The following is a 25,970-nucleotide window of genomic DNA, read 5'->3' on the forward strand; positions in this document are numbered from 1 at the left end:
GATGAGCGGCTGGCAGGGCGACGTTATTCCTGGATAGGGCCCGGCGGAGGCCCGAGGAGGGGGAGTGTCATGACGGAAACGGTGAGCGGCTCGGCTCGGCGCGGCAAGGGGGGCCGCAAGGGGCTGAAGGTCGACCGCATTTTCACCAAGCCCGGCGTGCATCCGTACGACGAGATCCGCTGGGAACGTCGTGACGTGGTCATGACCAACTGGCGCGACGGCTCGGTCAATTTCGAGCAGCGCGGGGTGGAGTTCCCGGAGTTCTGGTCGCTGAACGCCGCGAACATCGTGACGTCCAAGTACTTCCGTGGCGCGGTGGGCACGCCGCAGCGGGAGTGGAGCCTCAAGCAGCTCGTCGACCGCGTCGTGAAGATGTACGTCGACACCGGTCTGCAGAACGGCTACTTCGCCTCCGACCAGGATGCGGAAATCTTCGACCACGAACTGAAGTACGCGCTGGTCCACCAGTTGTTCAGCTTCAACTCCCCGGTGTGGTTCAACGTCGGCACCAAATCCCCACAGCAGGTGTCCGCGTGTTTCATCCTCTCCGTTGACGACTCCATGGAATCGATCCTGGAGTGGTACAAGGAAGAGGGAACGATCTTCAAGGGCGGCTCCGGCTCGGGGGTCAACCTCTCGCGCATCCGTTCCAGCAAGGAGCTGCTGTCGTCCGGCGGCACAGCCAGCGGCCCGGTCTCGTTCATGCGCGGCGCGGACGCCTCGGCCGGAACGATCAAGTCGGGCGGCGCCACCCGGCGTGCGGCCAAGATGGTCGTGCTGGACGTCGACCACCCGGACGTTGCCGAGTTCATCGAGACCAAGGCGCGTGAAGAGGACAAGATCCGCGCGCTGCGGGACGCCGGGTTCGACATGGACCTGGGCGGCAAGGACATAGTGAGTGTCCAGTACCAGAACGCCAACAACTCCGTCCGGGTGTCGGACGAGTTCATGCGCGCGGTGGAGACGGACGGGGAGTTCGCGCTGCGCGCCCGTCTGACCGGCGACGTCGTCGAGAAGGTCCAGGCCAAGGAGCTCTTCCGGCTGATGGCCAAGGCGGCGTGGGAGTGCGCCGACCCGGGCATCCAGTACGACGACACGATCAACGACTGGCACACCAACCCCGAGTCGGGCCGCATCACCGCGTCCAACCCGTGCTCGGAGTACATGTCGCTCGACAACTCCTCCTGCAACCTCGCCAGCATCAACCTGCTGAAGTTCCTCCGCGCGGACGGCACGTTCGACGTCGAGAAGTTCGTCAAGCTGACCGAGCTGATCATCACCGCGATGGACGCGTCCATCACGTTCGCCGACTTCCCGACCCAGAAGATCGGCGAGACGACGCGCGACTACCGCCAGCTGGGCATCGGCTACGCCAACCTCGGCGCGCTGCTCATGGCGACCGGCCACGCGTACGACTCCGATGGCGGCCGCTCGCTCGCCGCCACGATCACCTCGTTGATGACGGGCGTCGCCTACCGCCGTTCCGCCGAGCTCGCCGGCGTGGTCGGCCCGTACGAGGGGTACGCGCGCAACGCCGAGGCCCACAAGCGCGTCATGCGCAAGCACGCCGCCGCCAACGACGAGGTCCGTACGCTCGACGAGATGGGCAAGGCCGTCCACGCCGCCGCCACCAAGCAGTGGCAGGAGTGCCTCAAGGCCGGCGAGAAGTACGGCTACCGAAACGCCCAGGCGTCCCTCCTCGCGCCGACCGGCACCATCGGCCTGATGATGGACTGCGACACCACCGGCATCGAGCCGGACCTCGCGCTGATGAAGTTCAAGAAGCTCGTCGGCGGCGGCTCCATGCAGATCGTCAACCACACGGTGCCGCGGGCGCTCGAGATGCTCGGCTACCAGCAGGAGCAGATCGAGGCCATCGTCGAGTACATCGCCGAGAACGGCCACGTCGTGGACGCGCCCGGGCTGCGTCCCGAGCACTACGAGGTGTTCGACTGCGCCATGGGCGAGCGCGCGATCAGCCCGATGGGCCACGTGCGCATGATGGCCGCGGTCCAGCCGTTCCTCTCCGGTGCGATCTCCAAGACCGTCAACATGCCCGAGCAGGCCTCCATCGAGGACATCGAGAAGGTGTACTTCGAGGGCTGGAAGCTCGGCCTCAAGGCCCTGGCGATCTACCGGGACAACTGCAAGGTCGGCCAGCCCCTGTCGGCCGCCGGCACCAAGACCAAGGAGGAGCCGGTCGCCGTCGAGGCCGCGGCCCCGGCGCGCCCCGTCCGCAAGCGCCTGCCCAAGCAGCGCCCCGCGACCGTGACCCGCTTCTCGGTCGCCGGTGCCGAGGGCTACATGACCGCCTCGTCCTACCCGGACGACGGTCTCGGCGAGGTGTTCCTCAAGCTCGGCAAGCAGGGCTCGACCCTCGCCGGAGTCATGGACGCGTTCTCCATGGCGATCTCCATCAGCCTCCAGTACGGGGTGCCGCTGGAGACGTGGGTGGAGAAGTTCACCAACATGCGCTTCGAGCCGGCCGGCATGACGGACGACCCGGACATCCGCATGGCGACCTCGGTGATGGACTACATCTTCCGCCGCCTCGCCCTCGACCACCTGCCGTACGACGAGCGCGCCGAGCTCGGCATCTTCACCGCCGACGAACGCGCCATGCAGGCGAACGGCGAGGACCCGGCGTCCCTGCACACCGATGCCGAACTCGAGCACGAGACCCTGGCCCAGTCCGCCGAGATCACCAGGCCGTCCACGGCCGCCGCCAAGTCCGCGGCGGCCCCGGCCCCCGAGGCGCATTCGTCGATGGAGGTCATCGAGAGCCGCCAGGGCCGCACCGCCGACGCACCGCTCTGCCTCACCTGCGGCACGAAGATGCGCCCGGCCGGCAGCTGCTACGTCTGCGAAGGCTGCGGCTCCACCAGCGGCTGCAGCTGATTTCGGGAACGGGCAGGGCGCTTTCTGGAGCGGCGTCCTGCCCGTTCGGCTGCGGTTGACGTCCCAAACGTCAGAAGGGGGGAGCCGGCCAGTGCCGGTTCTTCCCTTCGTCGTGTCCGGCCGGGGCGGTCGCGGCGCCGGCGTTCTCCTGGAATTCGGTGGACGGTGATCTCTTGGCCTCCAAGGCCGATAGGACGGAGAAGGCCGTGTCACAGGTGCCGCATTCCGCGTCGCCGAACACGTGCCTGAGGCCCCAGGCGAGTCTCGGCTGCTCGTCTCTTATCGCTGCGTGATGCAGTCCCTGGGCGGCGTCCTGCAAATCGTCCGGGGCGGCCGGGCGCAGCGGGATGGGGTGCACGTCACCGAGATTCCAGTCGCGAATCGACGAGTAGCAGCCGAAGTCTCCGATCACAATGCTGACTTTGTCGGAGCACTGGGGGCAGGAGACGTCACAGCAGAAGTCCAGGAAATCGTCGAGGACGTCGCTCAGGACAGGGAAGCCGTCCAGCGCGAGCTTCGCGCGGAAACAGACCCGGTAGCCGGCTGGCCGTTCCGACAGCCATCCGTCGGCCAAGGCGCTGAGCATGGCCACCGGCTGGTGGAGCTCCTTCATCTTTTCCAGGGGACGACCTTCGCGGAGACCAGCCCCCACGATCTCGCCTGCGAGCTCGATCGCAGGGAACCTCACCGCTCGGTTCGTATGCTGTGCGAGGGAGGCCAGGGCCGGCAACGCTGCAATGCCGGCATCGCAGGTATTCCCCTGGTGCCAGAGTTGGATCCACAGCTCGTCCCAGGCTTCCTTGGCGCCGTTCCCCGCTGCCTGGAGAAGCGTGGGGACGTCGTGCGCCGGCCCGTACACACCCTGCAAACGCGCCCAGTCGATCACAGGCCGAGTTAAGCACGGCTGTGGCGGTCACTCGGGCGATGTCCGCGGGAATGCTGCACACTCCGAATAAGTGCTCTCCCCCAGTAGCGCGACGCCGCAAGGTGTAGGAGAGAACACGAGGGCGGGGAGCCCCGGCAAGAGCCGGGCTCTCCGCTCTTTCATGTGGAAAGTCTCGTCGTCAGTCGCCCATACCGCAGCGTGCGAGTCCGCCTTCACCGCAGCGTGCGGATATCGAGTTGAGGTTCCAGTAACTGGAAGGTGCACGGTGTCTTCATGAGCACGGACGCGGAGTCGTTCACCATCGGGCAGCTTGCTCGCCGGACCGGATTGCCGGCCCGGACGATCAGGTTCTGGTCGGACGCAGGCCTGGTGCCTCATGCACGATCAGCCGGGGGTTACCGCCTCTACGGACCCGAGGCGGTGCTCCGGCTCGAACTCGTCAGGACTCTGCGGGAGCTGGGCCTTGGCCTGGACGTGGTGCAGCAGATCCTCTCGCGGGCGGTCACCGTGACGGATGTCGCCACGACGCAGATCGCTGCGCTGGACGCGGAGATCCGGACGTTGAGGCTGCGCCGCGCGGTGCTCAGCACCATTGCCAACCGTGGAAGCTCGATTGAGGAGACACTTCTGATGCACAAACTGGCCCGGCTGTCGGCGCAGGAACGGCAGCAGATCATCGATGATTTCGTGACGGACATCGTGACCGGCATCGATCCGGACTCGCCCGCCATGGGAGTCGCGAACAGCATGCGGCAGATGCCCGTCGAGCTCCCCGACGACCCCGCCCCCGAGCAGGTGGACGCCTGGATCGAGCTGGGCGAGCTGGTCGCGAACGAGGACTTCCGCAACCGAGTACGTGCGATGGTGGTGGCAGGGGCTGGAGCGGACGAACTCGGCTACGAGCCGGACTACCAAGCGGTCTCAGAACATGCCGGACGGGCGCTGGCAGAGGGTGTCGAGCCCGGCTCGGTCCAGGGGAAGGCCGTCCTCGACCGCCTCATAGCGCCCGAACTCCCCTCCGGAGAGCGCGCCCGGCTCCTCGAACAGCTTGAGGTCTTCGTCGACGCGAGGGTGGAACGCTACTGGCAGCTATTGGCGATCATCAACGGCCGTCCACCACACCCGGCTGCCGTTCCGAACTTCGAGTGGCTGATCGCCGCCCTCCGCGCCCACACGAACGAATGATCACCTTGATGCGGCCTCGCTGGGGAAGCGAGGCCGCATCGGCTCAGAGCATCCCGTTGGGAACATCCGCAGGGTCGGGGACGGGCTGGACGACGTCCCAATGCTCGACGATCAAGCCGTCCTCGATCCGCCAGAGATCGACAACGGCGATGCCACGTTCGTCTCCGGGCGGCGTCATCAGGTAGTGCACCACCGCGTACTGCTCGTCCACGACGACCCGCTTGAGGTCGAGCCTGGCGTCGGCGATCGGTGACTTGGCGATGAACTCGATGAACGCGTCGCGGCCCGAGGGATTCCCGGGGCTGTGCTCGACGAAGTCCTCCGTGAGGACGTTCCGGAGATACTCGACGTTCCCGTTCACGAACTCCTGGAAAGAGCGTTCGATGAGTTGCCTGTTGCGTGCGGCTTGCGCGGTCTCGTTCATGCCCAGACCATCGCAACCCCCCGTGACCACTGTCGATTACATGGCATGTAGTGGTGACCGGCGCCGCACCTTCGATAGAACGGCTGCATGACGGAGGACCGGCCTGTCGGGGAGTTGCTGCGGGATTGGCGGCACCGGCGGAAGCTCAGCCAGCTTGACCTGGCGATTCAGGCGGATGTGTCGCCGAGGCATGTCAGCTTCGTGGAGACCGGTCGCACGATCCCCAGTCGGCCGATGGTGCTGCATCTTGCCGAACACCTGGGTGTTCCGCTGCGCGAGCGCAATCGGCTGCTTGTCGCGGCTGGCCATGCGCCCGTCTACCAGCAGCGTCCGTTGGACGACCCGGATCTGGCCAAGGCTCTGGAAGCGGTCGAACGAGTGCTGCGCGGGCATGAGCCGTTTCCCGCAGTCGCGCTGGATCGCCGCTGGAACGTGATCCTGGCCAACTCGGCGATCGGCGTGTTCTTCGAGGACGCTGACGCGGAGTTGCTGGAGCCACCGATCAACATGATGCGCCTTGGCCTGCACCCGAAGGGCTTTGCGCCGCGGCTGAGCAACCTGGCCCAGGTGCGCGCGTTCCTGATGCCGCGCCTCGCGCGCCAGGTCGCGCAGACCGGCGATCCGGAGTTGAGCGCGCTGCACGAGGAGCTGGTGTCGTACGGGGTTGAGGGGGACCTGCCTCCGCCTGATCCGGCCGATATCGCCCTGCCGATCCGGATCCGGCATCGTGGCGTTGAGCTCAGCCTCTTCAGCACGATCACCACGTTCGGCACGGCCTTCGACATCACTCTCGAAGAGATCGCCGTCGAGGCCTTCTTTCCGGCCGATGATGTGACTGCCGAATTCTTTCGGGCCGCCTAGTGGCCCACACACTGACGAATGTGCGACACGGGTGGCGCCAGTGAGTATCGGCGGTCATTCAGGCGGGGAACGTGGCGGCCCAGCGTTCGTTGTCGAGTCGCAGCGAGTTGGCCAGCTGCCCGATGGTGCGGTACCAGCCCGCCAGGACGACGAACTCCAGCATCTGGGCTTGGTCGTAGTGCCCGGCCAGTTCGTTCCATGCGTCCTCGGACAGGTTCGCCGAGTCGTGGAGCTCGTCGACCGCTTGGATCAGGGCGCGTTGCCGTGGTGACCATGGGGTGGGGTCCCCGGTGACGGTGGCGTCGATCTGCTTCTTTGTGAGCCCGACCGCCTCCGCGAAGGTCGCGGCGTGCACACCCCATTCGTACTCACAGCCGGTGCGGGCGCAGGCTCGGGCGATGACGATCTCGCGGTCTTCCGCAGGGAGCCGGCCGTGTGCCAGCAGTCCGGCACCCAGGACACGCATTCGAGAGGCGAGTTCGGGATTGCGGTGAAGCACTCGGAAGAGCTGCAGCGGGTCGTGGGCCACGCCGGGTGGCATCCACTTGCGCAGAGCCTCGCTGATCTCAGGCGCGTACGGGGGAGTGAGCGGTTCGATGCGCGGCATGGGGCAGGCCCTCCATGATGCTTCTGTTTTCGAATCACTATGGCGCTTTGAAAACAGAAGCGCAAGGTCTCAGCTCCCTCCGGAGAGCGTCGACGCCCAGCGTTCTGACCAGGTGGCAAGCGGCCGGAGTGCCTCGTACGCCTCCTGGCCGAGAGCGGTGAGCGTGTACGGCCCCTCGGGTGTCTGATCGACGAGTCCCGCGGTGGTGAGTTCGACGAGGCGCTGCCGCAGCACGCTCGACGACATGTTGTCGCATCGCTGTTGCAAAGGGCGGAATCCCTGCGGCCCCTCGTGCAGCTCCCACACGATCCGCAGAGTCCAACGCCGACCGAACAGGTCGAGCGCCGCCATCAGTGGTCGGCCAGTACTGGAGCCCCGTACGGGCCGTCCTGGCGTAGGCGTCGTCATCGGAGGCCCCCGTGTTTCGTTTTTCGAAACGCTAGCAGCCGGCCGCCATTGGCACTGCTCGCCTTTCCAGCAGAGCGCACTGGAGCTCTGATGGCCGGAGTGTGTCCGGCGGCGACGCCCTTGTGGTGGACGAGTGATGTGGTGGATGAGTGATGTGGTGGGCGCGGGAGTTGGAATCTGGGCGGTGGGCCGGCTGTTGACCTTGTACGTGACACACGGTGAGTACAAGGTCCCAGGTGGGAAGCTCGTGGCCGTCGACCTTGAGGTCGAGGATGGTCGTCTCCGGCAGGTGAGGGTCAGCGGGGACTTTTTCCTTGAGCCGGACGAGGCACTGGACAGCATCAATGCGGCTCTGGAGGGCCTGCCCGCAGGGCTGGAGGCCCGAGACTTCGCTGGCCGGGTGGACGCCGGCCTGCCTCAGGGCACCGTCATGCTCGGCGTCTCGTCCGAGGCCATCGGCATTGCTGTCCGCCGCGCTCTGGCGCACGCGTCCGACTGGCGTGACCACGACTGGCAGCTCATTCACACCGAACCCCAGGCTCCCGTCCTCCATATGGCTCTGGATCAAGTACTCGCCGAGGAGGTCGGTGCCGGCCGGCGGCCGCCCACGCTGCGCGTGTGGGAATGGGCCTCCAATTCTGTGATCATCGGTAGCTTCCAGTCGTTGCGGAACGAGGTGGACGCCGAGCAGGCGGAGCGTCACGGGGTGACGGTCGTCCGCCGGATCAGCGGTGGCGGTGCGATGTTCGTCGAGCCCGGCAACACCATCACCTATTCGCTGTACGCGCCGGAGTCGCTCGTGGCGGGCATGTCCTTCGCCGAGAGCTACGCCTTCCTGGACGACTGGGTGCTGGGCGCGCTCGGTGACCTGGGGATCAAGGCCTGGTACCAGCCGCTGAACGACATCGCGTCCGCCAACGGGAAGATCGCCGGAGCCGCCCAGAAACGGCTGGCGGCGGGTGCGGTGCTGCACCACGTGACCATGGCGTACGACATCGACGCGGACAAGATGACCCAGGTCCTCCGCATCGGCCGCGAGAAGATCTCCGACAAGGGCATCGCCAGCGCCAACAAGCGGGTCGATCCGCTCCGTAGCCAGACCGGCCTGCCTCGCGAACAGATCATCGACCGGATGATCGCTCATTTCCGCGCTCGGTATGGCCTCACCGACGATCGGCTCACCGAAGCCGAGCTCCGTACGGCGGAGAAGCTCGCCATGGAGAAGTTCTCCAGACCGTCCTGGACCGCCCGCGTTCCCTGACATTCCGACTTCTTCGGCCCGGGTGTTGTCGGTGGCGGCGTGTTCAATGCGCTCATGGAGATGGACACGCAGCGGCCTGGGTTGTTTTGGGATGTGCAGGCAGGGCGGGTCCCGCCACCCCCTGCCGCGGTCACGCTCGGCTGGGAACTGGTCGAGGTCGATCCGGAGCAGGGCACCATCCAGGTGGCCTTTCAGGCGGGCGAGCAGTTCGTCAATCCTGTCGGCGTGATCCAGGGCGGCTTCCTGGCGGCGATGCTCGATGACACGCTCGGCCCGGCGCTGGTCGCGACGTTGCCGGCGAACCAGTTCGCGCCGACTCTTGATCTGCATGTTCAGTTCCTCCGTCCTGCCCGTCCTGGAAGGCTCCTGGGACATGGCCGGATCGTGAAGCGCGGCAAGGATGTGTGCTTTCTTTCCGGCGAGCTCATTGGGCCCGACGGCAAGACGGTCGCTGTGGCGACGGCGACCGCACGAATCCAGACCACTGGCCAGGGGTGACCGCGACTGGCGGCCGTGTCGCCGTGTGACCACCCACCTGGATCGGCGGTGGGCTACTCCCACCTGGATCGGCGGTGGCTAGCGGGGCGGCGGATGAGTGGGGAGGGAGAATCCCGGCTCGTACCGTGTGGTGGGTGAGCCGGGGGTATGGGCCGAGTACGCGCTGCGGACCTCCATCGCCGACAGCGGCTCCAGACGGCCGCCGTTCAGCAGCCAGCCACGGACGGTCTCGCTGCCGTCGCCCTCGGTACGGATGGTGACGGCGGCTGACTCTCCGAGGGCGTACGCGGCGGCGAGGATCGTGGTGAAGATGCCTAATGGCGGGCCGTACGACAAGACCTGGTGTGCCGACTTCTCGAAGTCTGCCTGGATCGAGAGTTGCTCCGGGCCTGCGTCCATGACGCAGGTGAGCCTGTGGACTCCAAGGCCCACGCCTCGTATGAGAGCGAGGAGGATTGCGGTCGCACGCGCTGTCGCTTCTCGGGCCGGATCGTTGGGCTCGTCGCCAGGCTCGGGTCTGGTGGCGTTGCCCAGGAGTTCGAGGGCGGCGGCCGCGGTGCGTTCGTCATCGCGTTGACGGCTGAGCGCGTGAAACAGCACGTCGAGCGGCTCTCCTGCGTAAAGCTGCGGCGGCAGAAGACGAGGACTCGCGGAGTAGTGCGCGCGGCTCTGGACGTGGTCTGTCGGCAGACTCTCGCCTGCGCAGAAAGAGCGGTAGTCCCCCGGATCGAACGGGCGCACCCAGACCCGACTGCCGTGGCGACGCAGATCTCGCAGGAGTAAGCGCAAACGTTCGCGATATCTGGCGTAATCGCCGAACTCCGGCGTTGGGCACACCTGATGCATGGCCTCGAAGTCGGCCTCGCTGCAGATCAGGGCAACGGTGATCTCCGGGCCTGGTCGCCGGACGGCGGACGGAGTCCGGCGGTGGCGAGCATTGCGGATCTTCTTGGTGGCCATGATCCCTCCCGGGTCGGATACCTTGCGGAGTCGGATGACTCCTTATGGTGACGACCGTAGGCCGCGCGTCTGACATTTCCGCGCGGCCGCTCCCCGGGCTGCCGATCAGGGGGTCGGCGGGCCTTCTTCGGGGCGTTCGACGGGTTGGGTATGGGAAGGACGGCGACGACGGATGCCGCGGCGACCGGCCACGAGGGTGTCGTCTTCGGTGCCTTCGATGATGGCGGCGGCTGTGCGCGGCTCGTCCGGGGCGTGAGCGCGTGGCTCGTCCGGGGCGGGAGAAGGCGTGCCCGGGGATTCGCCGACCTCGACGAAGTGCTTGAGGGCCTCGGTGACTTCCGGATCCGGATCCGGGTCCTCCTGAGGCCACGCGCCGCGCTTGAACACCAGCGCGTCAACGGAGAGGCGGCCGCCGGCGCCGGCGGCGAAGAGAAGGCTCACCAGGCCCAGGACCAGCACGAGTTCGTACCCGTAGCCGACCTTGTCGCCTTCCACGAGCATCAGGCCCTGGTCGACGTGGACGAAGACGAACGCGCCTGCCATGTCCAGGAAGAGAAGGGCGCCCGCGATCGGGAGGCCCGCACCGGCGATCAGGGCGGCGCCGCCCAGCAGTTCGACGAACGCCGCGTACGCGGCGGCGGCCGTGGGGACGGGTACGCCGAGGTCGTCGAAGCTCTGGCCGGTCGCGGTGATGCCTGCTTCGATCTTCTGCCAGCCGTGGGCGATGAAGACGACTCCGACGGCGATTCGTGCGAGCAGGGCCACGACGTCGTAGAACAGCGATGGACGCATTGACGTCGCTCCTTCCGTATGGGCAGGGGCCGCTCGTGAGTATGACCCGTAGCAGGGCGAATCCGCGAGCCTTCCTGGCCAGGGGCGGCAGCATAAGCGGCGGGTGTTGTCGCCCATAGGCCGCTCCTGGTCATAGGTTGGGGACCGTCGGATGAGAAGGGGTGCGTAGATGTCGATGCAGAAGGGCGCCAACACGGCGGTGCCTGTGGCCTCGGTCCGGGTGGAGCTGGGATGGCAGGGTGGTCCTGGCGTGCTTGATGCCGACGCTTCCGCGCTGTTGCTCGCTGGGACGGGCAAAGTACGTTCGGACGACGATTTCGTCTTCTACAACCAGCCGGTGCACGGTTCTGGTTCGGTACGGCACGAGGGCAAGCAACGGGGGCCGACCGTACGGGACGTCCTCGCCGTGAACCTGTCGGCGGTCGAGCCGGACATCGAGAAGATCGTGGTCGCGGCCTCGGCGGACGGCGGTACGTTCGGTCAGTTCCAGGGGCTGTATGTCCGGGTGGTGGACGCCGCGGCCGGGACTGAGGTCGCGCGTTTCGACAACCCTGGCGCCACGACCGAGACTGCGTTCGTCCTGGGGGAGCTCTACCGGCGCCAGGGTGCCTGGAAGTTCCGCGCCATCGGGCAGGGGTACGACTCGGGTCTCGCGGGTCTGGCCACTGACTTCGGTATCTCCGTAGACGAGCCGAGCGAGAGCGCCGCCCCGCCGCCACCCGTACAGCCGCCAGCTCCTCCCGCTCCGCCCCAGCAACCCGTGCAGCCGCCGCCCCCGCCCCAGCCGCAACAGGCTGCACAGCCGCAGCCTCAGGTGCAAGGCGGGATGATTTCGCTGACGAAGAGCTCCCCGTCGGTGTCGCTCACCAAGCAGGGTGCCACGTCGGGCAACATGCGGGTCAACCTCAACTGGACCGCGCGCGAGGGCGTCGCGACCGGGCGGTTCGGCAAGCGGCGCCGTGGCTACGACCTCGACCTGGACCTGTGCTGCCTCTGGGAGCTGATGGACGGCCGCAAGGGAATCATCCACGCCGTCGGTGACTTCGGCGCGCTCGACCGCCCGCCGTTCATCCAGCTCGACAAGGACGACCGCACGGGCTCGGTCGAGACCGGCGAGAACCTCACGATCAACCTCGACCACACCGCGCAGTTCAAGCGCATCCTGGTGTTCGCGGAGATCTACGACGGCGCCGACGACTTCCGCGGCCTGGACGCGATCGCCACGCTCTACCCGGTGGGCTCCCCGCCGATCGAGATGCGCATGGACGACTGCCACGACGCCTCGCGAGACGCCGTCCTCGCCCTCATCGAGAACGTGAACGGGGACCTGGTGGTCCGCCGTGAGGGCCGGTTCGTCCTGCCCCCGCCCGGCCGCCCGCGTTGGGGCAAGATGTCGGTCGACCAGGCGTACAACTGGAACCTCGAATGGGTCGCTTCCCGCGGCAAGGACTGAGCCAGCGCAGGGCACACCTTGTCAGTGTGCCCTGCGCTGTCGTATCGGCGGGCTGTCGTATCGGCGGCCGCGCTCAGGACTTGATGGTTTCGGCGAGCTTCTTGTCTTTGCTCACTCGTACGAGGGCGGCGGCGAAGCGGGCCAGGTCCTTCTCTGGGACCTCGTCGGCGAGGCGCTTGGGGTCGGCGGGAAGACCCAGTCGTTCGGCGCCCTTGAGGGTCTGGCTGTCGAAGTAGGGGCGCAGCCAAGGCCACATGGCCTGGGCCTCGCGGCAGAAGATGTCGACACCTGTGGGACCGATCCCTGGGAACTCCCGCAGCAGCTTGCCCGCGCGTTCCCTGTCGCGCCCTGACTCGATCGCGAGCCGCCGCATGTCGCCCTGGTACTTCTCCTGAACCATCTCCGCCATATCGCCGAGCCGCGTCGCGGTGCTCTCGTCGTACCGCACGTAGTGTCCCCGTCCCAGGGCGTCGACGCGGTCCTGCCAGCTCAGCCTGTTCATACCGCGCGGTGTGCCGCCGCCCGCCTCGAACAGCTCATGGGCAGCCGCCATCGCGATGTCCGAGGAGATGCGGGTGCTCATCAGGTTGGCCAGGACCAGCAACTTGAAGAGAGCGGCAGGCTGGTCCTTCAGTGGGATGCCGGCCTCCTCCGCATAGGTCGTGCTCGCCTCTCGCATCAGCTTTCGTACGACAGCGTCCATGGCATCGTCCTCCCGTCATCGAGCGGCTTACCCCGGCTGTGGGGAACAACTCCGCCCGAAGTCAAAGACGATGTCAGATCAGGCTGAGCTGTCCCTCTCCCGCGAGCGGGTCGCGGTGCTTCTTAAGGTGACGCCATCGCGGGAGGTCGTCCAGATATGACCACGACATCCGGTGATGAGGTGTTGGTCCGTGTTCCTCCAGGGCCTTCTGGTGGACGGGCGACGGGTATCCGGCACACGCGCCGAAGCCGTACGCCGGGAACTCCGGGTCGAGCCCGGCCATCAGGCGATCGCGATGCACCTTGGCCAGGACGGACGCCGCCGCGACCGTGACGGACCGTTGGTCGGCTTTGACTTCGCAGCGCACGCGCCAAGGCCGCTTCAGGAAGTCGTTGTTGCCGTCGAGGATCACCATGTCGGGCGGCTCCGGCAGGGCCTTGAGCGCGCGCAGGGTTGCGCGGCGCAGCGCCTCTGTCATGCCGAGCTCGTCGATCTCCTCGGGCGAGGACGAACCGATGGCGTACGAGGCCAGCCAGCCGGGCAACACCTCGGCGAACGCCTCCCTGTGCGCCTCGGTGAGGAGCTTGGAGTCGGTGAGCTTGACCTTGCGCTTGCCCCGTCCAGGTAGCTCCGGCGGCGGGCTGAGATCGGTGACCGCCGCGCACACCACCACAGGCCCGGCCCAGGCGCCGCGCCCGACCTCGTCCACGCCTGCGATCCGCAGGGCGCCACCCTTCCGCAGCTGATTCTCGATCTCGTACCCCGCCACCCGAGGCAACGGAGGCGGGGACGAGCCTTCACCTGCCGATTCGAGACCTGGGAGCGATTCCCCGCCGGCTTCCACGAGGTCCGCGTCATCTATGGGGCGGCGACCAGTCGCGCTGCGGCGACCACTTGCGCTGCGGCCAGCGATGCGGGGCCGGACGCCCCCGTTGGAGTTGGCGGTTCCGCGGGGATCGTTGTCGGTCAAGTGGGCTCCGGTCCAAGAGTGTCGTCCTCCAAGAGTATTGACTCGCGTCCTGCGATCACCATGCTTAGGCTGCCGACATGGCCGTGTCTTTGTTCGCCGTCACACTCGACTGTCCCGATCCGGAGAAGCTTGCGCGGTTCTACGAGGGCTTCCTCGGTGGCCGTGTGCATGTCGCGGACGATGGCCATTTCGCGGTGCTGGTCATCGAGGGCGAAGTGCGGCTCGACTTCCAGCGGGCGGACAATCCGGCGCCGCCGAAGTGGCCCGACCCGACAGCGCCGCTGCGCCATCATCTCGAGTTCGCCATAGACGAGGAACCGGATGAGATGGAACGCAGGCTCCGTGAACTCGGGGCCTCGGTGCCCTCTCACCAGCCCGATGACGACCATTTCCGGGTTTACGTCGACCCGGCAGGTCACCTGTTCTGCGTGGCCCCCAGAGCCAACACCTACGTCCGCGAGGATTAGGCCCGGTCGACCAGGACAGGCAGTCGACCAGGACAGGCAGTGGAGGCGCCGGGAGTTCAGAGCCAGCCGTTGTGGCGGGCGGTGCCCACGGCCTCGATGCGGTTGCGTGCGCCGGTCTTGCCGATGGCGGACGAGAGGTAGTTGCGGACCGTGCTCTCCGACAGGTGCAGCCGGGTGGCGATGTCGGCGACCGTGGAGCCGTCAGCCGCGGCTGTCAGTACGTCGCGTTCGCGATCGGTGAGCGGGTTGGGGCCGACCGAGAGGGCGGCGGCGGCGAGGGCGGGGTCCACGACCTGTTCGCCGGCGAGAACGCGTCGAATGGCATCGACGAGGTTCTCGATCGGGCCGTCCTTGACCAGGAAGCCGCTGGCGCCGGCCTCCATCGCGCGGCGCAGGTAGCCGGGACGGCCGAAGGTCGTGACGATCAGGACCTTGCAGGACGGCAGCTCGCGGCGAAGGTCGGCGGCGACGTCCAGGCCGCTGCGGCCCGGCATCTCGATGTCGAGCACGGCGACGTCGGGCTCGGACTGGAGTGCTGCCGCGAGCGCCGAGCCCCCGTCCGCGACCTGGGCGACGATCTCCAAGTCCTCTTCGAGGTCGAGCAGGAGCGCGAGCGCGCTGCGCATCATGCCCTGGTCCTCGGCGAGCAGAACTCTGATCACGCGACCATTGTCTGTCCTTACGGGTCTCCGGTGACCGGAATGGCGACCTTCAGCATGTAACCGCCACCGGGGTGCGGGCCCGCCTCGACGGTCCCGTTCGCAGCGGCCATGCGTTCCTTGAGGCCCTTCAGCCCATAGCCGCCGGTGTCCAATGACAGCCCGTCCCCAGCAGAACCCGTTGGATGGCCGTGCCCGGTATTCGCGCCAGAGCCGTCGTCGTGAATTTCCAGGACGGCGTGGTAGCCGTCGTTGTGGACGGAGATCTCGCAGTGCCGGGCGCCGCTGTGCCGGATCACGTTCGTGATGCCCTCCCGGACCGCCCAGCCCAGCAACGCGTCGGGCTCGGGCGGCGGCGGAGGCCCTTCGCGGCGTACGACCGGCTCGATTCCGGCGTCGGCCAGCGCCGTGTGCGCGGCGTCCAGTTCACCGGCCAGGCCGCGCCCCCGATAGCCGTGGACCGCCTGGCGTACTTCGCCCAGTGCCTGACGGCCCACGGTCTCGATGTCGGCGGCCTGCTCGGCCGCGACCTTGGGATCATGCTCGGCTATGCGCCGCACGGCCTGGGCCTTCACCACCATGATCGACAGGGTGTGGCCGAGGAGGTCGTGCAGGTCGCGGGAGAATCGCAGCCGCTCCCGTTCGACGGCGGCGTGCGCGAGCTCCTCGCGTGCCTCGCGGAGCATTCCGATGACGATGAAGAGCCGCAGCACGATCGCGGTCACCAGCGCGGCGGTCGCCGTTCCGTACGCGTATCCGAGCACGCTCTCGCCGCTCTCGTCCGCCAGCCAGGGAACGAGGATGGACAGCGCCGTCGGCAAGCCGATGATCACCAGAAGGGGCAGGTCCGGCCCGTTCTCCCGGGCTCGAACGTGGCCTGCCAGCGCTCCGGAGGCCAGTCCCAGCATCGGGAAGAGCGGGTACCACCCGTCCCCGAAACCGAACGTCGCTCCGCCCACGACGGCCATCAAGGCCCCGAACAGCAGGAACGGCAACCGCAGCGGCACGCGCCCACTGAACGCCGTGAACACGACCGCCACGTACAGCGCGCCGGCAGCCACGATCGCGGGCAGCGCCAGCCAGAGCGGCCCGGTCCCGTCGCCCAGAACGTTCTTGATGGGCCACGCCAGGAAGAGCATCCAGATGCACAACGCTCCCGCGCTCGGGCCCTTCCGGTCGACCTTGTCGAGATCGATGTCCGGACGCCGCCGCCGGCTGCCGCTCACCTGGCGATCACCTCGTTCACGCGCGCCGGCGTATGCCGGTCCGCCTGGGCCGCTCATGCTGAGCGAGCCGTGCGCCGATGCGCGCGGACGGCCGGGGGCGCGAACGCCGGCCAGCAGCACGCCGGCGGGTTTGCCGGTCTTGGTTGTCACATGACAGACGCTACGAGTGTGTCCGACAAGTCTGGCAGGGTCGACGATCCACCGTTGCCCGGTACAAATGTCCTGTTCGCTGGGCTCGCCGCCTGCCTCGTTCGACAGAAACTTTCGCCGTCCTGTCCCGGCAGGAGTCAACGAACCGCGTGCGAGGAGTCCCGTTCGAGCCTGTCCTGCGCTTTACTCGCCTGTGATGGCATTGTTCGGCAGATCCCGCTCCCGCCCGGCGGGCACCGCGGCGCGGGATCTATTCGAGCGCCTGCGATGGCGTTACTTCCAGGTCCAGGCGGGACTGCGCTTCCTGGGCGGGCTGCTGCTGCTCACCCTGGCGGTGGCAGGGGCCGTGCTGCTGAACGGACCGGTGCTCAGCGCCGCCGCGTTCACCCTCATCCTGCTGATCGTGGTGCATCTGACCCTGCGATCGCCGGCGGGCATGGCCGTGGTCTCGGTGATCGTGGGCTGGCTGGTGGTGTCGGTTCCGCTCGGCCATCTGTACCCAGGACATGAGGACCAGCGGCCCTACCTCAGCCCGTCTCTACTGCTCGCGCTCCTCGCTCTGCCTGTCGCGTTCGTGGCGCTGCGCCTGCGGGGGTACGCGCCGTGGCGCACGGCGTTGCTCGCCTTCGCCGCGGCCGGAATCGTCACGGCTGCGGCAGCCCATCCGCTACCGGACTTGCAGGTGCTGCCCGGCTGGCTGGCTGCGCTCGGCTTCCTGGCCTACCGATGGGACCAGGCGCGCCGTTCGGTGCCCGCCGAGGCGTACGAGACGGGATGGGTGCAGGAACAGTCCAACCCGGGAGGCGACGGCATGACGGCGCCCGGCAAGCCTCGTCCCGATCGCCGCACCGGTGCAGGGTCGCGCAAAGGGCCGAAGCCTGGCGTTGGTCCGCGTTCGGGCGGCGGCTCCGGGAAGGGAAGCGGGCCAGGTCCGGGTGGCGGCTCAGGCGCGGGTGGCGGCTCTGGCACTGGTGGCGGTTCAGGCATGGGCGGCGGGCTGGAGGGCGCGTCTGGAGGAAGCTCAGGGAGCGGGTCCGGCTCGGGTAGGAGTGGCGGGACGCTGGACTCCGCCGGGGTGCCTGTGGCCACGCAGGCGGCGTACGAGGCGCGCGCGGCGGCGCAGGCTCAGGAGCTCGGCGGCGGTGAGGGGTCGCGGGACGACGGCACGCAGGACGGACGTGCCGAGGACCAGCCGGAGATCTCGGTCGCCGAGGCGCTCGCCGAGCTGACCGGCATGATCGGGCTGGAGCCGGTGAAGCGCCAGGTGCGTTCCATCGCCGCGTCCATCGAGGCCGCACACCTGCGAGCCGCCGCCGGTGTGCCGACCGAGAAGCCCATGCGGCACTTCGTCTTCGTCGGCCCGTCGGGCACCGGCAAGACCAGCGTGGCCCGCGTGCTGGCCAAGATCTTCTACGCCTTCGGGCTGCTGCCGACGCCGAACCTGGTGGAGGCGCACCGCGCCGACCTCGTCGGGGAGTTCCTCGGCGCCACCGCGATCAAGACCAACCAGCTCGTGGACTCGGCGATCGGCGGCGTGCTGTTCATCGACGAGGCGTACGCGCTGGTCAACTCCGGCGAAGGGCAGCCGGACCGGTTCGGCAACGAGGCCGTGCAGACCCTCCTCAAGCGCGCCGAGGACGACCGCGAGAATCTGGTCATCATCCTCGCCGGGTACGAGGCGCAGATGACCGAGTTCCTCGACTCCAACCCCGGGCTGGCCTCGCGGTTCGGCACGCGCGTGCATTTCCCCTCGTACCGGACGGCCGAGCTCCTGTGCATCGCCGACTACCACACCGGCCTGCGCGACGACCGGCTCGACGACGAGGCCCGGCGCCGCCTGGGTGCGCGTTTCGAGGAGATCGAACGGCGCGGCATCGTCGACGAACTCGGCAACGGGCGGTTCGTGCGTTCGCTGACCGAGGCCGCCGCCCGCGCGCGTGACGTCCGCGTGGTCGAGGCATCCGACCGGCCCACCGCCGACGACCTGGTCACACTGCGCACCGAGGACGTCGAGACCGCGTTCGCCGAGCTCACCGAGCGGTACCGCGGGTACGCCGAGACGCCGACCCTCGACGAGGCCCTCGGCTCCCTCGACGCGATGATCGGGCTGTCCGCCGTCAAACGCCAGGTGCGTGAGATCGCCGCGCAGCTCCAGGTCGCCCAGATGCGCGCCGAACAGGGCCTGGTCACCCGCTCGCCGACCCGCCACTTCGTCTTCACCGGGCCGCCCGGCACGGGCAAGACCACCGTCGCCCGCGTCCTCGGCCGTATCTTCGCGGCGCTCGGCCTCCTGGCGCGGCCCTCCGTCGTCGAGGCCCAGCGCGCCGATCTCGTCGGCGACCACCTCGGCGCCACCGCCCTCAAGACCAACAAGGTCATCGACTCGGCGCTCGGCGGCGTGCTCTTCGTCGACGAGGCGTACGCGCTGAGCAATCCCGGCTACAGCGGCGGCGACGCGTTCGGTGCCGAGGCCGTCCAGACGCTTCTCAAACGAGCCGAGGACGACCGCGACCGCCTCGTCGTCGTCCTGGCGGGATATGACCGGGACATGGAGCGCTTCCTGGCCTCCAACCCGGGCCTGGGCTCGCGCTTCGACGTGCGGGTCGACTTCCCCTCGTACGGCCCGGACGAGCTCCTCCAGATCGCCCAGCTGATCGCCGAGCAGGAAGGTGACCGCTGGGAGGAACAGGCGCTGGACGACCTGGCGCTCGTCTTCCAGCGTGCCTGCGGCACGGGACGCATCGACGAACTGGGCAATGGCCGCTTCGCGCGTTCTCTCTACGAGAAGGCCTGCGCCTCACGTGCCGTACGAGCAGCCCAGCTGGGCCCGGCCGCCACCACTGCCGACCTGACCATCCTCACCACCGACGACGTCCGCGCCGCATTCGCAGAGGTGACACACCGCCTCGGCTGAACACACCTCCACGGATTGTCGGATGGATGCGGTCTAATCGGGCTATGGGATCAGTGACGTGGGCTCAGGTGCTGGCCTGGCGAATGCGGCGGCAGCTCCTCGAACCGGCCGGAGACCTCCCGGCCGTGGAGGTGGCGCGGCGGCTGGCCGGCGTGCAGGCGCAGGTCGCGTCGTCCGCCGAGCTGGCGATCGCGGTCCGGCAGGCGACGCCCGCGCCTGGGGAAGTGCCGAAGGCGCTCTGGGACGAACGTTCACTCGTCAAGACGTGGGCCATGCGCGGGACGCTCCATCTGCTGCCCGCCGACGTCGCCGGGGCCTACCTCGCGCTGTGCGCCACGCTCCGCCACTGGGAGAAGCCTTCGTGGGCCAAGGCCTTCGGAGCGAGCCCGCCCGACCTGGAGGCGATCGCCGAGGCCGCCGGAGAAGCGTTGGCCGGGGGAGCGGCGCTCACCCGCGAGGAGCTGAACGCGGCGATCGTGGAGAAAACGGACTCGGCGCATCTCGCCGAGGTCTTGGGATCGGGCTGGGGGCCGCTGCTCAAGCCGCTCGCCTGGTGGGGCGTGCTCTGCTACGGCCCTTCGCAGGGCCAGCGCGTGACGTTCGCGTCGCCTGAGCAGTTCGTGCCCGGCTGGAAGGGGTTGCCCGAGGTCGAGGACGCGGCCCGTACGGTCGTGCGTGCCTTTCTTGGGGCGCACGGGCCTGCGACGCCGGAGATGTTCGACAACTGGCTGACGCGCAAGTCCTCCCGCAAGAAGGACGTCAAGGCGTGGTTCGCGGCGGCGGGCGAGCTCGCCACGGTCGACGTCGAGGGCGTCGAGATGTTCGTTCTGCCGGAGCATCTGGACGCGCTCATCGACACCGCACCGACGCGTTCCGTGCGCCTTCTGGGTGGGTTCGACCAGTACGTGCTCGGCGCCGGAACGGCCGCCACGTACCTCATCCCGGCCGAGCGCCGCGCCGCGGTCAGCCGGACGGCAGGCTGGATCTCGCCGGTGGTGCTCTACGAAGGCCGCGTGGCCGGGGTGTGGGAGGGCAAGGACGGCGACATCGCCGTGACGCAGTTCGAGGACATCCCTGCCAAACCGCTGGCCGCCGAGATCGCCAGGATCACTCCGCTCCTGTCCCGTACGGCCAAGGCCTCCTGACTCCGGGCGCGCGCGCCTGGATCCGGCGTTGTTTCAAGCTTCGAGGAAGTCCTTGAGGGCGGCGAGGCGGTCGCGCCAGAGGGCCTTGAGTTCGGCCGCCGTCTCGGCATCGGGCAGCTTCTCGTGCAGCAAGGCGACCTGGGCCCTGTTGTGGCCCTTGGGGGTGAAGCCGACAGCGATGCGCGTCGAACCGTCCTCCCAGTCGGCCCGCAGAGATTTGGGCTCGGCGGCGGTGCGGATCTTGATCTGGTCCGGGAGCCAGCGTTTGCGGAGTTTCGGATCGGTGAACGCCTCGAACAGCCGTTCCGCCGAAGCGTCCACGGTCTTGCTGACGCTTGCCGAGAAATAGCCGGAGGCGTTCTGCCCCGGCGCGCGCATGCCGCGTTCCTGCTCGTACCCCACGGTGAGCGTCTGCGCCCACCAGTGATCGATTCCCTGCTCGTCGGTGAGCCAGCGCACGATGTCGCCGTGCTCGCGACCCATGGCGCCCCAGTCGTCCAGCAATGCGAACCAGTCGTCCCAGGTGCGAGCCGTGTGCTCGTGGACGGAGGCATTGGTGATCTTGGACGTGAGCGCCTTGGGGGCCCCGGCATCCGGAGCCTTGGGCTTGGACGGCTTCTGACTCATGATCAGTTCCTTCCCCAGTTGTGCCGTCGTCATGGCGTTGACCTGCTCTTTCGATTGTCGAAGACCCCGGACGGGCTCCGTTGCACGTTGTGACCGCCCGGGGACGACCGCCCGGGGACGGTCGTCCCCTAGCTCTCTCGGGGTGTTAGGGGCGGCCGGCGTGGGGGACGTCCACCTGGCAGGTGAGGATGCGGGCCTGACGGATCTTGGCGGCTTCCTCCGGGTCGTAGGTGGGGGCGGCGCACAGGAAGAGGGTGCGCCCGTCCTCACCGCCCAGAGCACAGGCGAAGACGCCCAGGTCACCGGCGCTGATCTCCTCCAGGATCTCGCCGCCCTCCCGGACGCGGAGGGCGCGGTTGCCGCCCGCGTCGGCCATCCAGACGGCCCCTTCGGCGTCGAGGGTGATGCCGTCCGGAGGGCTGCCGGGCGTTTCCGCCCAGATCCTCCGGCCGGCCAGCGTCCCGTCCGGCTGGATGTCGAACGCGGTGAGGCGTTCGGCCCAGGACTCGGCGATGATCAGGGTCGAGCCGTCCGGGGTGATGGCCGGGCCGTTCGGGAACGACATCCCGTCCGAGACCACGGCGACGCTGCCGTCAATGTCCACGCGGAGCAGGACGGTGGTCGGCTGCTCGTCCCAGGCCATGTAGTCGACGCAGCCGATGTACGCGCGGCCCTCGGCGTCCACGACCAGGTCGTTGGCCGTTCCGCCGCCGGCGTACGAGGAAAGATCGGCATGGACGGCGGGCTTGCCGTCCTCCAGGCGGAGCAGCTTGTTGTCCATCATGGAGACGATCAGCTGGGTGCCGTCGGGCAGCCAGCCGAGGCCCGATGGCGACCCGGGTACCTCGGCCACCGTTTCGGCCGTACCGTCGAGAGAGACCGCCAGTACCTGGTGGCGCCAGAAATCGGAGACCCACAGGCAGCCGTCGTGCCAGCGCGGGCCCTCGAAGAACGCGCCGCCGGTGATGAGGGTGTCGAGTGAACGCATGATCGTGCTCCCCTGCTCGGGGCGCCCTCGGTGGGCGCCTTTCACCGGGGACGTAGAGACCGCCTCGACGTTCTCGACATTGCGTGGGGGAGAATTTCCCAAGGATCTCTGGAGGCGGCCGTGAAGTTTCTGATCATGATCTACCACAACCCGGAGAGCCGGGCGATATGGGCGGAGATGTCCCCGGAAGACCAGAACCTGGGGCTGGACGCCTACGAGGCCCTCGACGCGGCGCTCACCGAGTCCGGGGAGCTCATCGCCTCCGAACGGCTGGCCTTCCCCGAGACCGCCCGCCGGGTCAGCGTCCGCGACGGCAAGACGATCTCCACGGACGGCCCGTTCGCGGAGGTCAAGGAACAGCTGGCGGGCTTCTACCTGGTCGACTGCGAGGACATCGAACGTGCCACCGAGATCGCGGGGCAGATCCCGGAGGCGTTCCTCGGCATGATCGAGGTACGACCCGTCATGGGCTTGCGAGGCCCGGAGATGTGAAAGGCACCGAGGACCTCCTGCGCGAGCTCGCCCCGCAGGTGCTCACCGCCCTCGTACGGCATCACGGCGATTTCGACGCCTGTGAGGACGCCGTGCAAGAGGCGCTGCTGGCCGCCGCCGTGCAATGGCCGGACGAGGGCGTGCCCGACAACCCCAAGGGCTGGCTGATCACGGTCGCGTCCCGCCGCCGGATCGAGCTGTGGCGCAGCGACTCGGCCCGCAGACGCCGCGAGGAGACCGTGGCCGCCCTGGCGCCGGCGGCCCCCGAGGCCGTGCCCGCCACAGACGACACTGTCACGCTCCTCCTGCTGTGCTGCCACCCGTCCCTGACGACGGCCTCCCAGATCGCCCTGACCCTGCGCGCGGTCGGAGGCCTGACCACCGCTGAGATCGCCCGCGCGCTCCTGGTGCCCGAGACGACCGTCGCCCAGCGGATCAGCCGGGCCAAGGCGCGCATCAAGGCCGATGGCGCCGAGTTCCGGATGCCGCCCCCCGCCCAGCTGCCCGAACGCGTCGCCGCGGTCCTGCACGTCCTTTACCTGATCTTCAACGAGGGCTACACGGCCAGCTCCGGCCCGGTACTCCACCGCGTCGAGCTCTCCGGCGAAGCGATCCGCCTGACCCGCCAGCTCCACACCCTGCTCCCCGAGGACGGCGAAGTGGCAGGCCTCCTGGCCCTCATGCTGCTCACGGACGCCCGCCGCCCCGCCCGGACCCGTTCAGACGGTGCCCTCGTCCCCCTGAACGAACAGGACCGCACCCGCTGGGACCGCACTGCCATAGCCGAAGGCACCGCGCTTGTAACCCGCGCCCTGGCCACCACCCCGATCGGCCCCTACCAGCTCCAAGCCGCGATAGCCGCCCTCCACGACGAGGCTGCCCGCGCCGAAGACACCGACTGGCGCCAGATCCTCGGCCTCTATGAACTCCTGGAAACCATGGCCCCAGGCCCCATGGTCACCCTCAACCGCATAGTCGCGTACGCCATGGTCCACGGCCCGCGGGCAGGCCTAGAACGCCTGGCCGCCGCAGAGTCGGCCCCCGCGCTAGCCGATAACCACCGGGTCCACGCCGTACGAGCCCACCTGCTCGACCTAGCCGGCGACCACGCCGCCGCCCGTCCCCACTACGAACGAGCCGCGCGCCTAACCCTCAGCATCCCGGAACAGCGCTACCTCCACTCCCGCGCCACCGCCCAGCCCTGAAGACCCAACCCCCGCCAGGGGCCAGGTGGTGAGGAGCAGGTCTACGGCTTGGTGGAGTTCTTCGGCTGTGGCGCCGCTGGTGGCTTGGACTGAGAGGCCGTTGGTCGTTGCCCAGATGAGGCGGGACAGGGCGTTCGGGTCTGCGTCGGGCGGGAGGTCGCCTTCGGCTTGGGCTCGTTCGAAGCGGGCTCGGAGGGCGGCGTGGCCTGCTTGGCGGCGTGCGGTCAGTTCTTTGCGGGCGGCGGCGCCTTGTTGGCCGGTGGCCAGGGCGCCTTGGACGAAGAGGCAGCCGCCTGGGGCCGAGGTCGTGAGTTCTATGGCGCCGCGCATGAGTGTCTCGGCGGTGGCGCGGGCGGTGGGTTCGGCCATGGCCTTGGTGGCGTAGTTGGCCGGGCCGGTGGCGTAGCGGTCGAGGACCTTGATGAAGAGGGCGTCCTTGTTGCCGTAAGCCGCGTACAGGCTCGGCTTGTTGATGCCCATCGCCTTGGTCAGGTCGGAGAGCGCGGTGCCCTCGTAGCCCTGGCGCCAGAAGACCTCCAGGGCGCGGTCCAGGCGTTCGTCGACGTCGAACTCGCGTGGCCGTCCCGTCATCGTCCCCTCCGTTGCGTAATCCGTACCGATCGGTATAGTACTCCACGTCATTCCATACTGCTCGGTACATAAGTGGAGGCTGGACGTGGGCAAGGTTCTGGACGGCAAGGTCGCGCTGGTGACCGGTGGGTCGCGGGGCATCGGCGCGGCGACGGCGCGGGCGCTGGCGGACGCGGGCGCGGACGTGGCGATCAGCTATGCCGCTTCGGCGGACAAGGCGGCGGACGTGGTCCGGGACTTGGCGAGCCGGGGTGTACGGGCCGACGCCTACAAGGCCGACCAGTCCGACCCGGAGCAGGTCGCCGGGCTGGTGGAGGGAGTGGTGGCGGACTTCGGCGCGCTGGACGTGCTGGTCAACAACGCCGGGGTGATCACGTACGGGGGCGTGGGCGACGAGATCGACGAGGCGGCGTTCGACCACATGTACGCGGTCAACATCAGGGGAGTCGTCGCGGGTACGCGGGCCGCTGCGAAGGCCGTCCGGGACGGCGGGCGGATCATCACGGTGGGGTCCAACCTCGCGAGCCGTACGAGCTTCCCGGGGATGGCCGACTACGCGGCGACCAAGGCTGCGATCGTCGCGTACGCGCAGGGCGCCGCGCGCGACCTCGCACCGCGGGGCGTGACGGTGAACGTGGTGCAGTCGGGGTCGGTGGCGACGGACATGAACCCGGAGGACGGGCCGATGGCCGACGCCCAGCGGGCGGGCAACGCCATGGGACGGTTCGGGCGGCCGGAGGAGATCGCCGCCGGGATCGTCTTCCTGGCGAGTCCGGCCGCGTCGTTCGTGACGGGGACCGTTCTGACCATCGACGGCGGTGCCCTCGCCTGAAGTCGCGCCCGGGTGGCGGTCATGGTCGCAGCGGTTAGGGTCTCGGTGTGGCGCCGAACGACGATCAGACCGAGTACCGCCAGACCCCCTACGCGCCGCCGCCCGGGGCGACCGAGATCCTGCTCGTCCGGCACGGGGCGTCGGAACCCGCACGGCCTGACCGCCCCTTCCCGCTGGTGGACGGGCACGGAGACCCCGAGCTGGCACCGGAAGGCCGTGAGCAGGCCGGACGGGTCGCAGAGCGGCTGAGCAAGATCCGGCTCGACGCCGTCTACGTGACGTCGCTGCGGCGGACCACGCAGACCGCCGAGCCGCTGGTGCGGATGAGCGGGATCGAGCCGCAGGTCGAGAAGGACCTGCGCGAGGTTCATCTGGGGGAGTGGGAGGGCGGCCTCTTCCGCAAGATGATCCGGGAGAACGGTCCGATCGCGCAGCGGTTCTGGGCCGAGGAACGGTGGGACGTCATCCCCGGCGGAGAGCCGACCGAGGCGTTCGCCGCACGCGTGCGCGGCGCGGTGGACCGCATCGCGGCGGCGCATCCGGACGGGCGGGTCGCGGTGTTCACGCATGGCGGCGTGATCGCCCAGGCGCTGGCGATGGCCAGCGGGGCTCGGCCGTTCGCCTTCCTCGGCGCCGACAACGGGTCGATCTCGCAGCTGGTGGTGCTTGGTGGCCTGTGGTCCGTACGGCGTTTCAACGACACCGCCCATTTCGAGTCCGCCCTGGGCGCCGGCTTCACACCGCTGAGCTGACCCGGGACGGCCGCCT

The 25,970-nt window shown here is 68.6% G+C and carries 26 protein-coding genes; 13 read left to right on the forward strand and 13 right to left on the reverse strand.

Going from position 1 to position 25,970, the window contains the following annotated elements; all coding sequences use genetic code 11:
- Window positions 1-69 precede the first annotated feature (69 nt).
- A complete protein-coding gene (locus F8566_RS23230; RefSeq protein ID WP_151563268.1) occupies window positions 70-2,898 on the forward strand; it encodes a vitamin B12-dependent ribonucleotide reductase in 2,829 nt (942 codons plus the stop codon).
- Window positions 2,899-2,968: 70 nt separating this feature from the next.
- Here the strand turns inward: F8566_RS23230 and F8566_RS23235 are convergent, their stop codons facing one another.
- Window positions 2,969-3,784 (reverse strand): hypothetical protein, encoded by an 816-nt coding sequence (locus F8566_RS23235; RefSeq protein WP_151563270.1) that lies wholly within the window; start codon window positions 3,782-3,784, stop codon window positions 2,969-2,971.
- A gap of 273 nt (window positions 3,785-4,057) precedes the next feature.
- Here F8566_RS23235 and F8566_RS23240 point away from each other — a divergent pair, with 273 nt between their 5' ends.
- On the forward strand, window positions 4,058-4,969 hold the full coding sequence (locus F8566_RS23240; protein WP_151563273.1) for a MerR family transcriptional regulator: 912 nt from the start codon (window positions 4,058-4,060) through the stop codon (window positions 4,967-4,969).
- A 43-nt stretch (window positions 4,970-5,012) separates the two neighbouring features.
- On the opposite strand, the gene F8566_RS23245 is transcribed toward F8566_RS23240, so the two are convergent.
- Window positions 5,013-5,393 carry a nuclear transport factor 2 family protein gene (locus tag F8566_RS23245; protein WP_151563275.1) on the reverse strand — a complete coding sequence of 127 codons (381 nt, stop codon included), beginning with the start codon at window positions 5,391-5,393 and terminating at the stop codon, window positions 5,013-5,015.
- Window positions 5,394-5,480: 87 nt separating this feature from the next.
- Here F8566_RS23245 and F8566_RS23250 point away from each other — a divergent pair, with 87 nt between their 5' ends.
- Window positions 5,481-6,254 carry a helix-turn-helix domain-containing protein gene (locus F8566_RS23250; protein ID WP_151563278.1) on the forward strand — a complete coding sequence of 258 codons (774 nt, stop codon included), beginning with the start codon at window positions 5,481-5,483 and terminating at the stop codon, window positions 6,252-6,254.
- Window positions 6,255-6,312: 58 nt separating this feature from the next.
- Here F8566_RS23250 and F8566_RS23255 read toward each other — a convergent pair whose 3' ends face one another.
- Together F8566_RS23255 and F8566_RS23260 are read right to left on the reverse strand one after the other, a co-directional pair.
- Window positions 6,313-6,861 carry a carboxymuconolactone decarboxylase family protein gene (locus F8566_RS23255; RefSeq protein WP_151563281.1) on the reverse strand — a complete coding sequence of 183 codons (549 nt, stop codon included), beginning with the start codon at window positions 6,859-6,861 and terminating at the stop codon, window positions 6,313-6,315.
- Between the two features lie 69 nt (window positions 6,862-6,930).
- A complete protein-coding gene (locus tag F8566_RS23260) occupies window positions 6,931-7,269 on the reverse strand; it encodes a winged helix-turn-helix transcriptional regulator (protein WP_151563283.1) in 339 nt (112 codons plus the stop codon).
- Between the two features lie 247 nt (window positions 7,270-7,516).
- Here F8566_RS23260 and F8566_RS23265 point away from each other — a divergent pair, with 247 nt between their 5' ends.
- Together F8566_RS23265 and F8566_RS23270 are read left to right on the forward strand one after the other, a co-directional pair.
- Window positions 7,517-8,530, forward strand: a complete 1,014-nt coding sequence (locus F8566_RS23265; RefSeq protein WP_225993444.1) for a lipoate--protein ligase family protein — start codon at window positions 7,517-7,519, stop codon at window positions 8,528-8,530.
- A 54-nt stretch (window positions 8,531-8,584) separates the two neighbouring features.
- The gene (locus F8566_RS23270) at window positions 8,585-9,028 is read left to right on the forward strand and encodes a PaaI family thioesterase (protein ID WP_151563287.1); all 444 of its coding nucleotides are present in this window, start codon (window positions 8,585-8,587) and stop codon (window positions 9,026-9,028) included.
- A 78-nt stretch (window positions 9,029-9,106) separates the two neighbouring features.
- Here F8566_RS23270 and F8566_RS23275 read toward each other — a convergent pair whose 3' ends face one another.
- Window positions 9,107-9,628, reverse strand: a complete 522-nt coding sequence (locus tag F8566_RS23275; protein ID WP_151563290.1) for a hypothetical protein — start codon at window positions 9,626-9,628, stop codon at window positions 9,107-9,109.
- 465 nt (window positions 9,629-10,093) lie between these two features.
- Window positions 10,094-10,780 carry a DoxX family protein gene (locus tag F8566_RS23280; RefSeq protein ID WP_151563292.1) on the reverse strand — a complete coding sequence of 229 codons (687 nt, stop codon included), beginning with the start codon at window positions 10,778-10,780 and terminating at the stop codon, window positions 10,094-10,096.
- A 169-nt stretch (window positions 10,781-10,949) separates the two neighbouring features.
- On the opposite strand from F8566_RS23280, the gene F8566_RS23285 reads away from it, so the two are divergent.
- Window positions 10,950-12,233 carry a TerD family protein gene (locus F8566_RS23285; protein ID WP_151563295.1) on the forward strand — a complete coding sequence of 428 codons (1,284 nt, stop codon included), beginning with the start codon at window positions 10,950-10,952 and terminating at the stop codon, window positions 12,231-12,233.
- A 73-nt stretch (window positions 12,234-12,306) separates the two neighbouring features.
- On the opposite strand, the gene F8566_RS23290 is transcribed toward F8566_RS23285, so the two are convergent.
- Window positions 12,307-12,936: an HhH-GDP family DNA glycosylase gene (locus tag F8566_RS23290; protein ID WP_151563297.1), complete on the reverse strand. Its 630-nt coding sequence runs from the start codon at window positions 12,934-12,936 to the stop codon at window positions 12,307-12,309.
- A gap of 73 nt (window positions 12,937-13,009) precedes the next feature.
- On the reverse strand, window positions 13,010-13,780 hold the full coding sequence (locus F8566_RS23295) for a ribonuclease HII (RefSeq protein WP_404800338.1): 771 nt from the start codon (window positions 13,778-13,780) through the stop codon (window positions 13,010-13,012).
- 203 nt (window positions 13,781-13,983) lie between these two features.
- Here F8566_RS23295 and F8566_RS23300 point away from each other — a divergent pair, with 203 nt between their 5' ends.
- On the forward strand, window positions 13,984-14,373 hold the full coding sequence (locus F8566_RS23300; RefSeq protein WP_151563301.1) for a VOC family protein: 390 nt from the start codon (window positions 13,984-13,986) through the stop codon (window positions 14,371-14,373).
- A gap of 56 nt (window positions 14,374-14,429) precedes the next feature.
- Here F8566_RS23300 and F8566_RS23305 read toward each other — a convergent pair whose 3' ends face one another.
- Together F8566_RS23305 and F8566_RS23310 are read right to left on the reverse strand one after the other, a co-directional pair.
- Window positions 14,430-15,035, reverse strand: coding sequence for a response regulator transcription factor (locus tag F8566_RS23305; protein ID WP_151563303.1), 606 nt, complete (start codon window positions 15,033-15,035; stop codon window positions 14,430-14,432).
- 17 nt (window positions 15,036-15,052) lie between these two features.
- The gene (locus tag F8566_RS23310; RefSeq protein ID WP_151563305.1) at window positions 15,053-16,408 is read right to left on the reverse strand and encodes a sensor histidine kinase; all 1,356 of its coding nucleotides are present in this window, start codon (window positions 16,406-16,408) and stop codon (window positions 15,053-15,055) included.
- 196 nt (window positions 16,409-16,604) lie between these two features.
- On the opposite strand from F8566_RS23310, the gene F8566_RS23315 reads away from it, so the two are divergent.
- Window positions 16,605-19,322, forward strand: coding sequence for an AAA family ATPase (locus F8566_RS23315; protein ID WP_225993445.1), 2,718 nt, complete (start codon window positions 16,605-16,607; stop codon window positions 19,320-19,322).
- Window positions 19,323-19,366: 44 nt separating this feature from the next.
- Entirely contained in the window at window positions 19,367-20,467 is a 1,101-nt protein-coding gene (locus F8566_RS23320) for a winged helix DNA-binding domain-containing protein (RefSeq protein ID WP_151563307.1), read from the forward strand.
- A 33-nt stretch (window positions 20,468-20,500) separates the two neighbouring features.
- On the opposite strand, the gene F8566_RS23325 is transcribed toward F8566_RS23320, so the two are convergent.
- Window positions 20,501-21,094, reverse strand: a complete 594-nt coding sequence (locus F8566_RS23325; protein ID WP_151563309.1) for an SRPBCC family protein — start codon at window positions 21,092-21,094, stop codon at window positions 20,501-20,503.
- A 145-nt stretch (window positions 21,095-21,239) separates the two neighbouring features.
- Window positions 21,240-22,082: an SMP-30/gluconolactonase/LRE family protein gene (locus F8566_RS23330; RefSeq protein ID WP_151563311.1), complete on the reverse strand. Its 843-nt coding sequence runs from the start codon at window positions 22,080-22,082 to the stop codon at window positions 21,240-21,242.
- 120 nt (window positions 22,083-22,202) lie between these two features.
- Between F8566_RS23330 and F8566_RS23335 the strand changes: the two genes are divergently transcribed.
- Both F8566_RS23335 and F8566_RS23340 read left to right on the forward strand, forming a co-directional pair.
- Window positions 22,203-22,574 (forward strand): YciI family protein, encoded by a 372-nt coding sequence (locus F8566_RS23335; protein ID WP_151563313.1) that lies wholly within the window; start codon window positions 22,203-22,205, stop codon window positions 22,572-22,574.
- Window positions 22,571-23,779: an RNA polymerase sigma factor gene (locus tag F8566_RS23340; protein ID WP_151563315.1), complete on the forward strand. Its 1,209-nt coding sequence runs from the start codon at window positions 22,571-22,573 to the stop codon at window positions 23,777-23,779. The genes F8566_RS23335 and F8566_RS23340 overlap by 4 nt, the downstream gene beginning before the upstream one ends.
- Here F8566_RS23340 and F8566_RS23345 read toward each other — a convergent pair.
- The gene (locus F8566_RS23345; protein ID WP_151563317.1) at window positions 23,720-24,370 is read right to left on the reverse strand and encodes a TetR/AcrR family transcriptional regulator; all 651 of its coding nucleotides are present in this window, start codon (window positions 24,368-24,370) and stop codon (window positions 23,720-23,722) included. The two genes, F8566_RS23340 and F8566_RS23345, sit on opposite strands and share 60 nt — an antisense overlap.
- Window positions 24,371-24,455: 85 nt before the next feature.
- Between F8566_RS23345 and F8566_RS23350 the strand changes: the two genes are divergently transcribed.
- Both F8566_RS23350 and F8566_RS23355 read left to right on the forward strand, forming a co-directional pair.
- Window positions 24,456-25,202 carry an SDR family NAD(P)-dependent oxidoreductase gene (locus F8566_RS23350; protein ID WP_151563319.1) on the forward strand — a complete coding sequence of 249 codons (747 nt, stop codon included), beginning with the start codon at window positions 24,456-24,458 and terminating at the stop codon, window positions 25,200-25,202.
- Window positions 25,203-25,249: 47 nt separating this feature from the next.
- Window positions 25,250-25,954, forward strand: coding sequence for a histidine phosphatase family protein (locus F8566_RS23355; protein ID WP_151563321.1), 705 nt, complete (start codon window positions 25,250-25,252; stop codon window positions 25,952-25,954).
- The last annotated feature ends 16 nt before the right edge of the window (window positions 25,955-25,970 follow it).

The organism is Actinomadura rudentiformis, from assembly GCF_008923185.1.
In the GTDB taxonomy this organism is placed as follows: Bacteria; Actinomycetota; Actinomycetes; order Streptosporangiales; family Streptosporangiaceae; genus Spirillospora; species Spirillospora rudentiformis.

What these genes read in the sequence shown, in the direction of transcription:
- F8566_RS23230 (WP_151563268.1), top strand. Translation starts at nt 70, where the DNA reads ATGACGGAAACGGTGAGCGGCTCGGCTCGGCGCGGCAAGGGGGGCCGC.
- F8566_RS23330 (WP_151563311.1), bottom strand. Translation starts at nt 22,082, where the DNA reads ATGCGTTCACTCGACACCCTCATCACCGGCGGCGCGTTCTTCGAGGGC.
- F8566_RS23325 (WP_151563309.1), bottom strand. Translation starts at nt 21,094, where the DNA reads ATGAGTCAGAAGCCGTCCAAGCCCAAGGCTCCGGATGCCGGGGCCCCC.
- F8566_RS23255 (WP_151563281.1), bottom strand. Translation starts at nt 6,861, where the DNA reads ATGCCGCGCATCGAACCGCTCACTCCCCCGTACGCGCCTGAGATCAGC.
- F8566_RS23345 (WP_151563317.1), bottom strand. Translation starts at nt 24,370, where the DNA reads ATGACGGGACGGCCACGCGAGTTCGACGTCGACGAACGCCTGGACCGC.
- F8566_RS23240 (WP_151563273.1), top strand. Translation starts at nt 4,058, where the DNA reads ATGAGCACGGACGCGGAGTCGTTCACCATCGGGCAGCTTGCTCGCCGG.
- F8566_RS23290 (WP_151563297.1), bottom strand. Translation starts at nt 12,936, where the DNA reads ATGGACGCTGTCGTACGAAAGCTGATGCGAGAGGCGAGCACGACCTAT.
- F8566_RS23270 (WP_151563287.1), top strand. Translation starts at nt 8,585, where the DNA reads ATGGAGATGGACACGCAGCGGCCTGGGTTGTTTTGGGATGTGCAGGCA.
- F8566_RS23320 (WP_151563307.1), top strand. Translation starts at nt 19,367, where the DNA reads ATGGGATCAGTGACGTGGGCTCAGGTGCTGGCCTGGCGAATGCGGCGG.
- F8566_RS23245 (WP_151563275.1), bottom strand. Translation starts at nt 5,393, where the DNA reads ATGAACGAGACCGCGCAAGCCGCACGCAACAGGCAACTCATCGAACGC.
- F8566_RS23250 (WP_151563278.1), top strand. Translation starts at nt 5,481, where the DNA reads ATGACGGAGGACCGGCCTGTCGGGGAGTTGCTGCGGGATTGGCGGCAC.
- F8566_RS23280 (WP_151563292.1), bottom strand. Translation starts at nt 10,780, where the DNA reads ATGCGTCCATCGCTGTTCTACGACGTCGTGGCCCTGCTCGCACGAATC.
- F8566_RS23260 (WP_151563283.1), bottom strand. Translation starts at nt 7,269, where the DNA reads ATGACGACGCCTACGCCAGGACGGCCCGTACGGGGCTCCAGTACTGGC.
- F8566_RS23285 (WP_151563295.1), top strand. Translation starts at nt 10,950, where the DNA reads ATGTCGATGCAGAAGGGCGCCAACACGGCGGTGCCTGTGGCCTCGGTC.
- F8566_RS23315 (WP_225993445.1), top strand. Translation starts at nt 16,605, where the DNA reads ATGGCATTGTTCGGCAGATCCCGCTCCCGCCCGGCGGGCACCGCGGCG.
- F8566_RS23300 (WP_151563301.1), top strand. Translation starts at nt 13,984, where the DNA reads ATGGCCGTGTCTTTGTTCGCCGTCACACTCGACTGTCCCGATCCGGAG.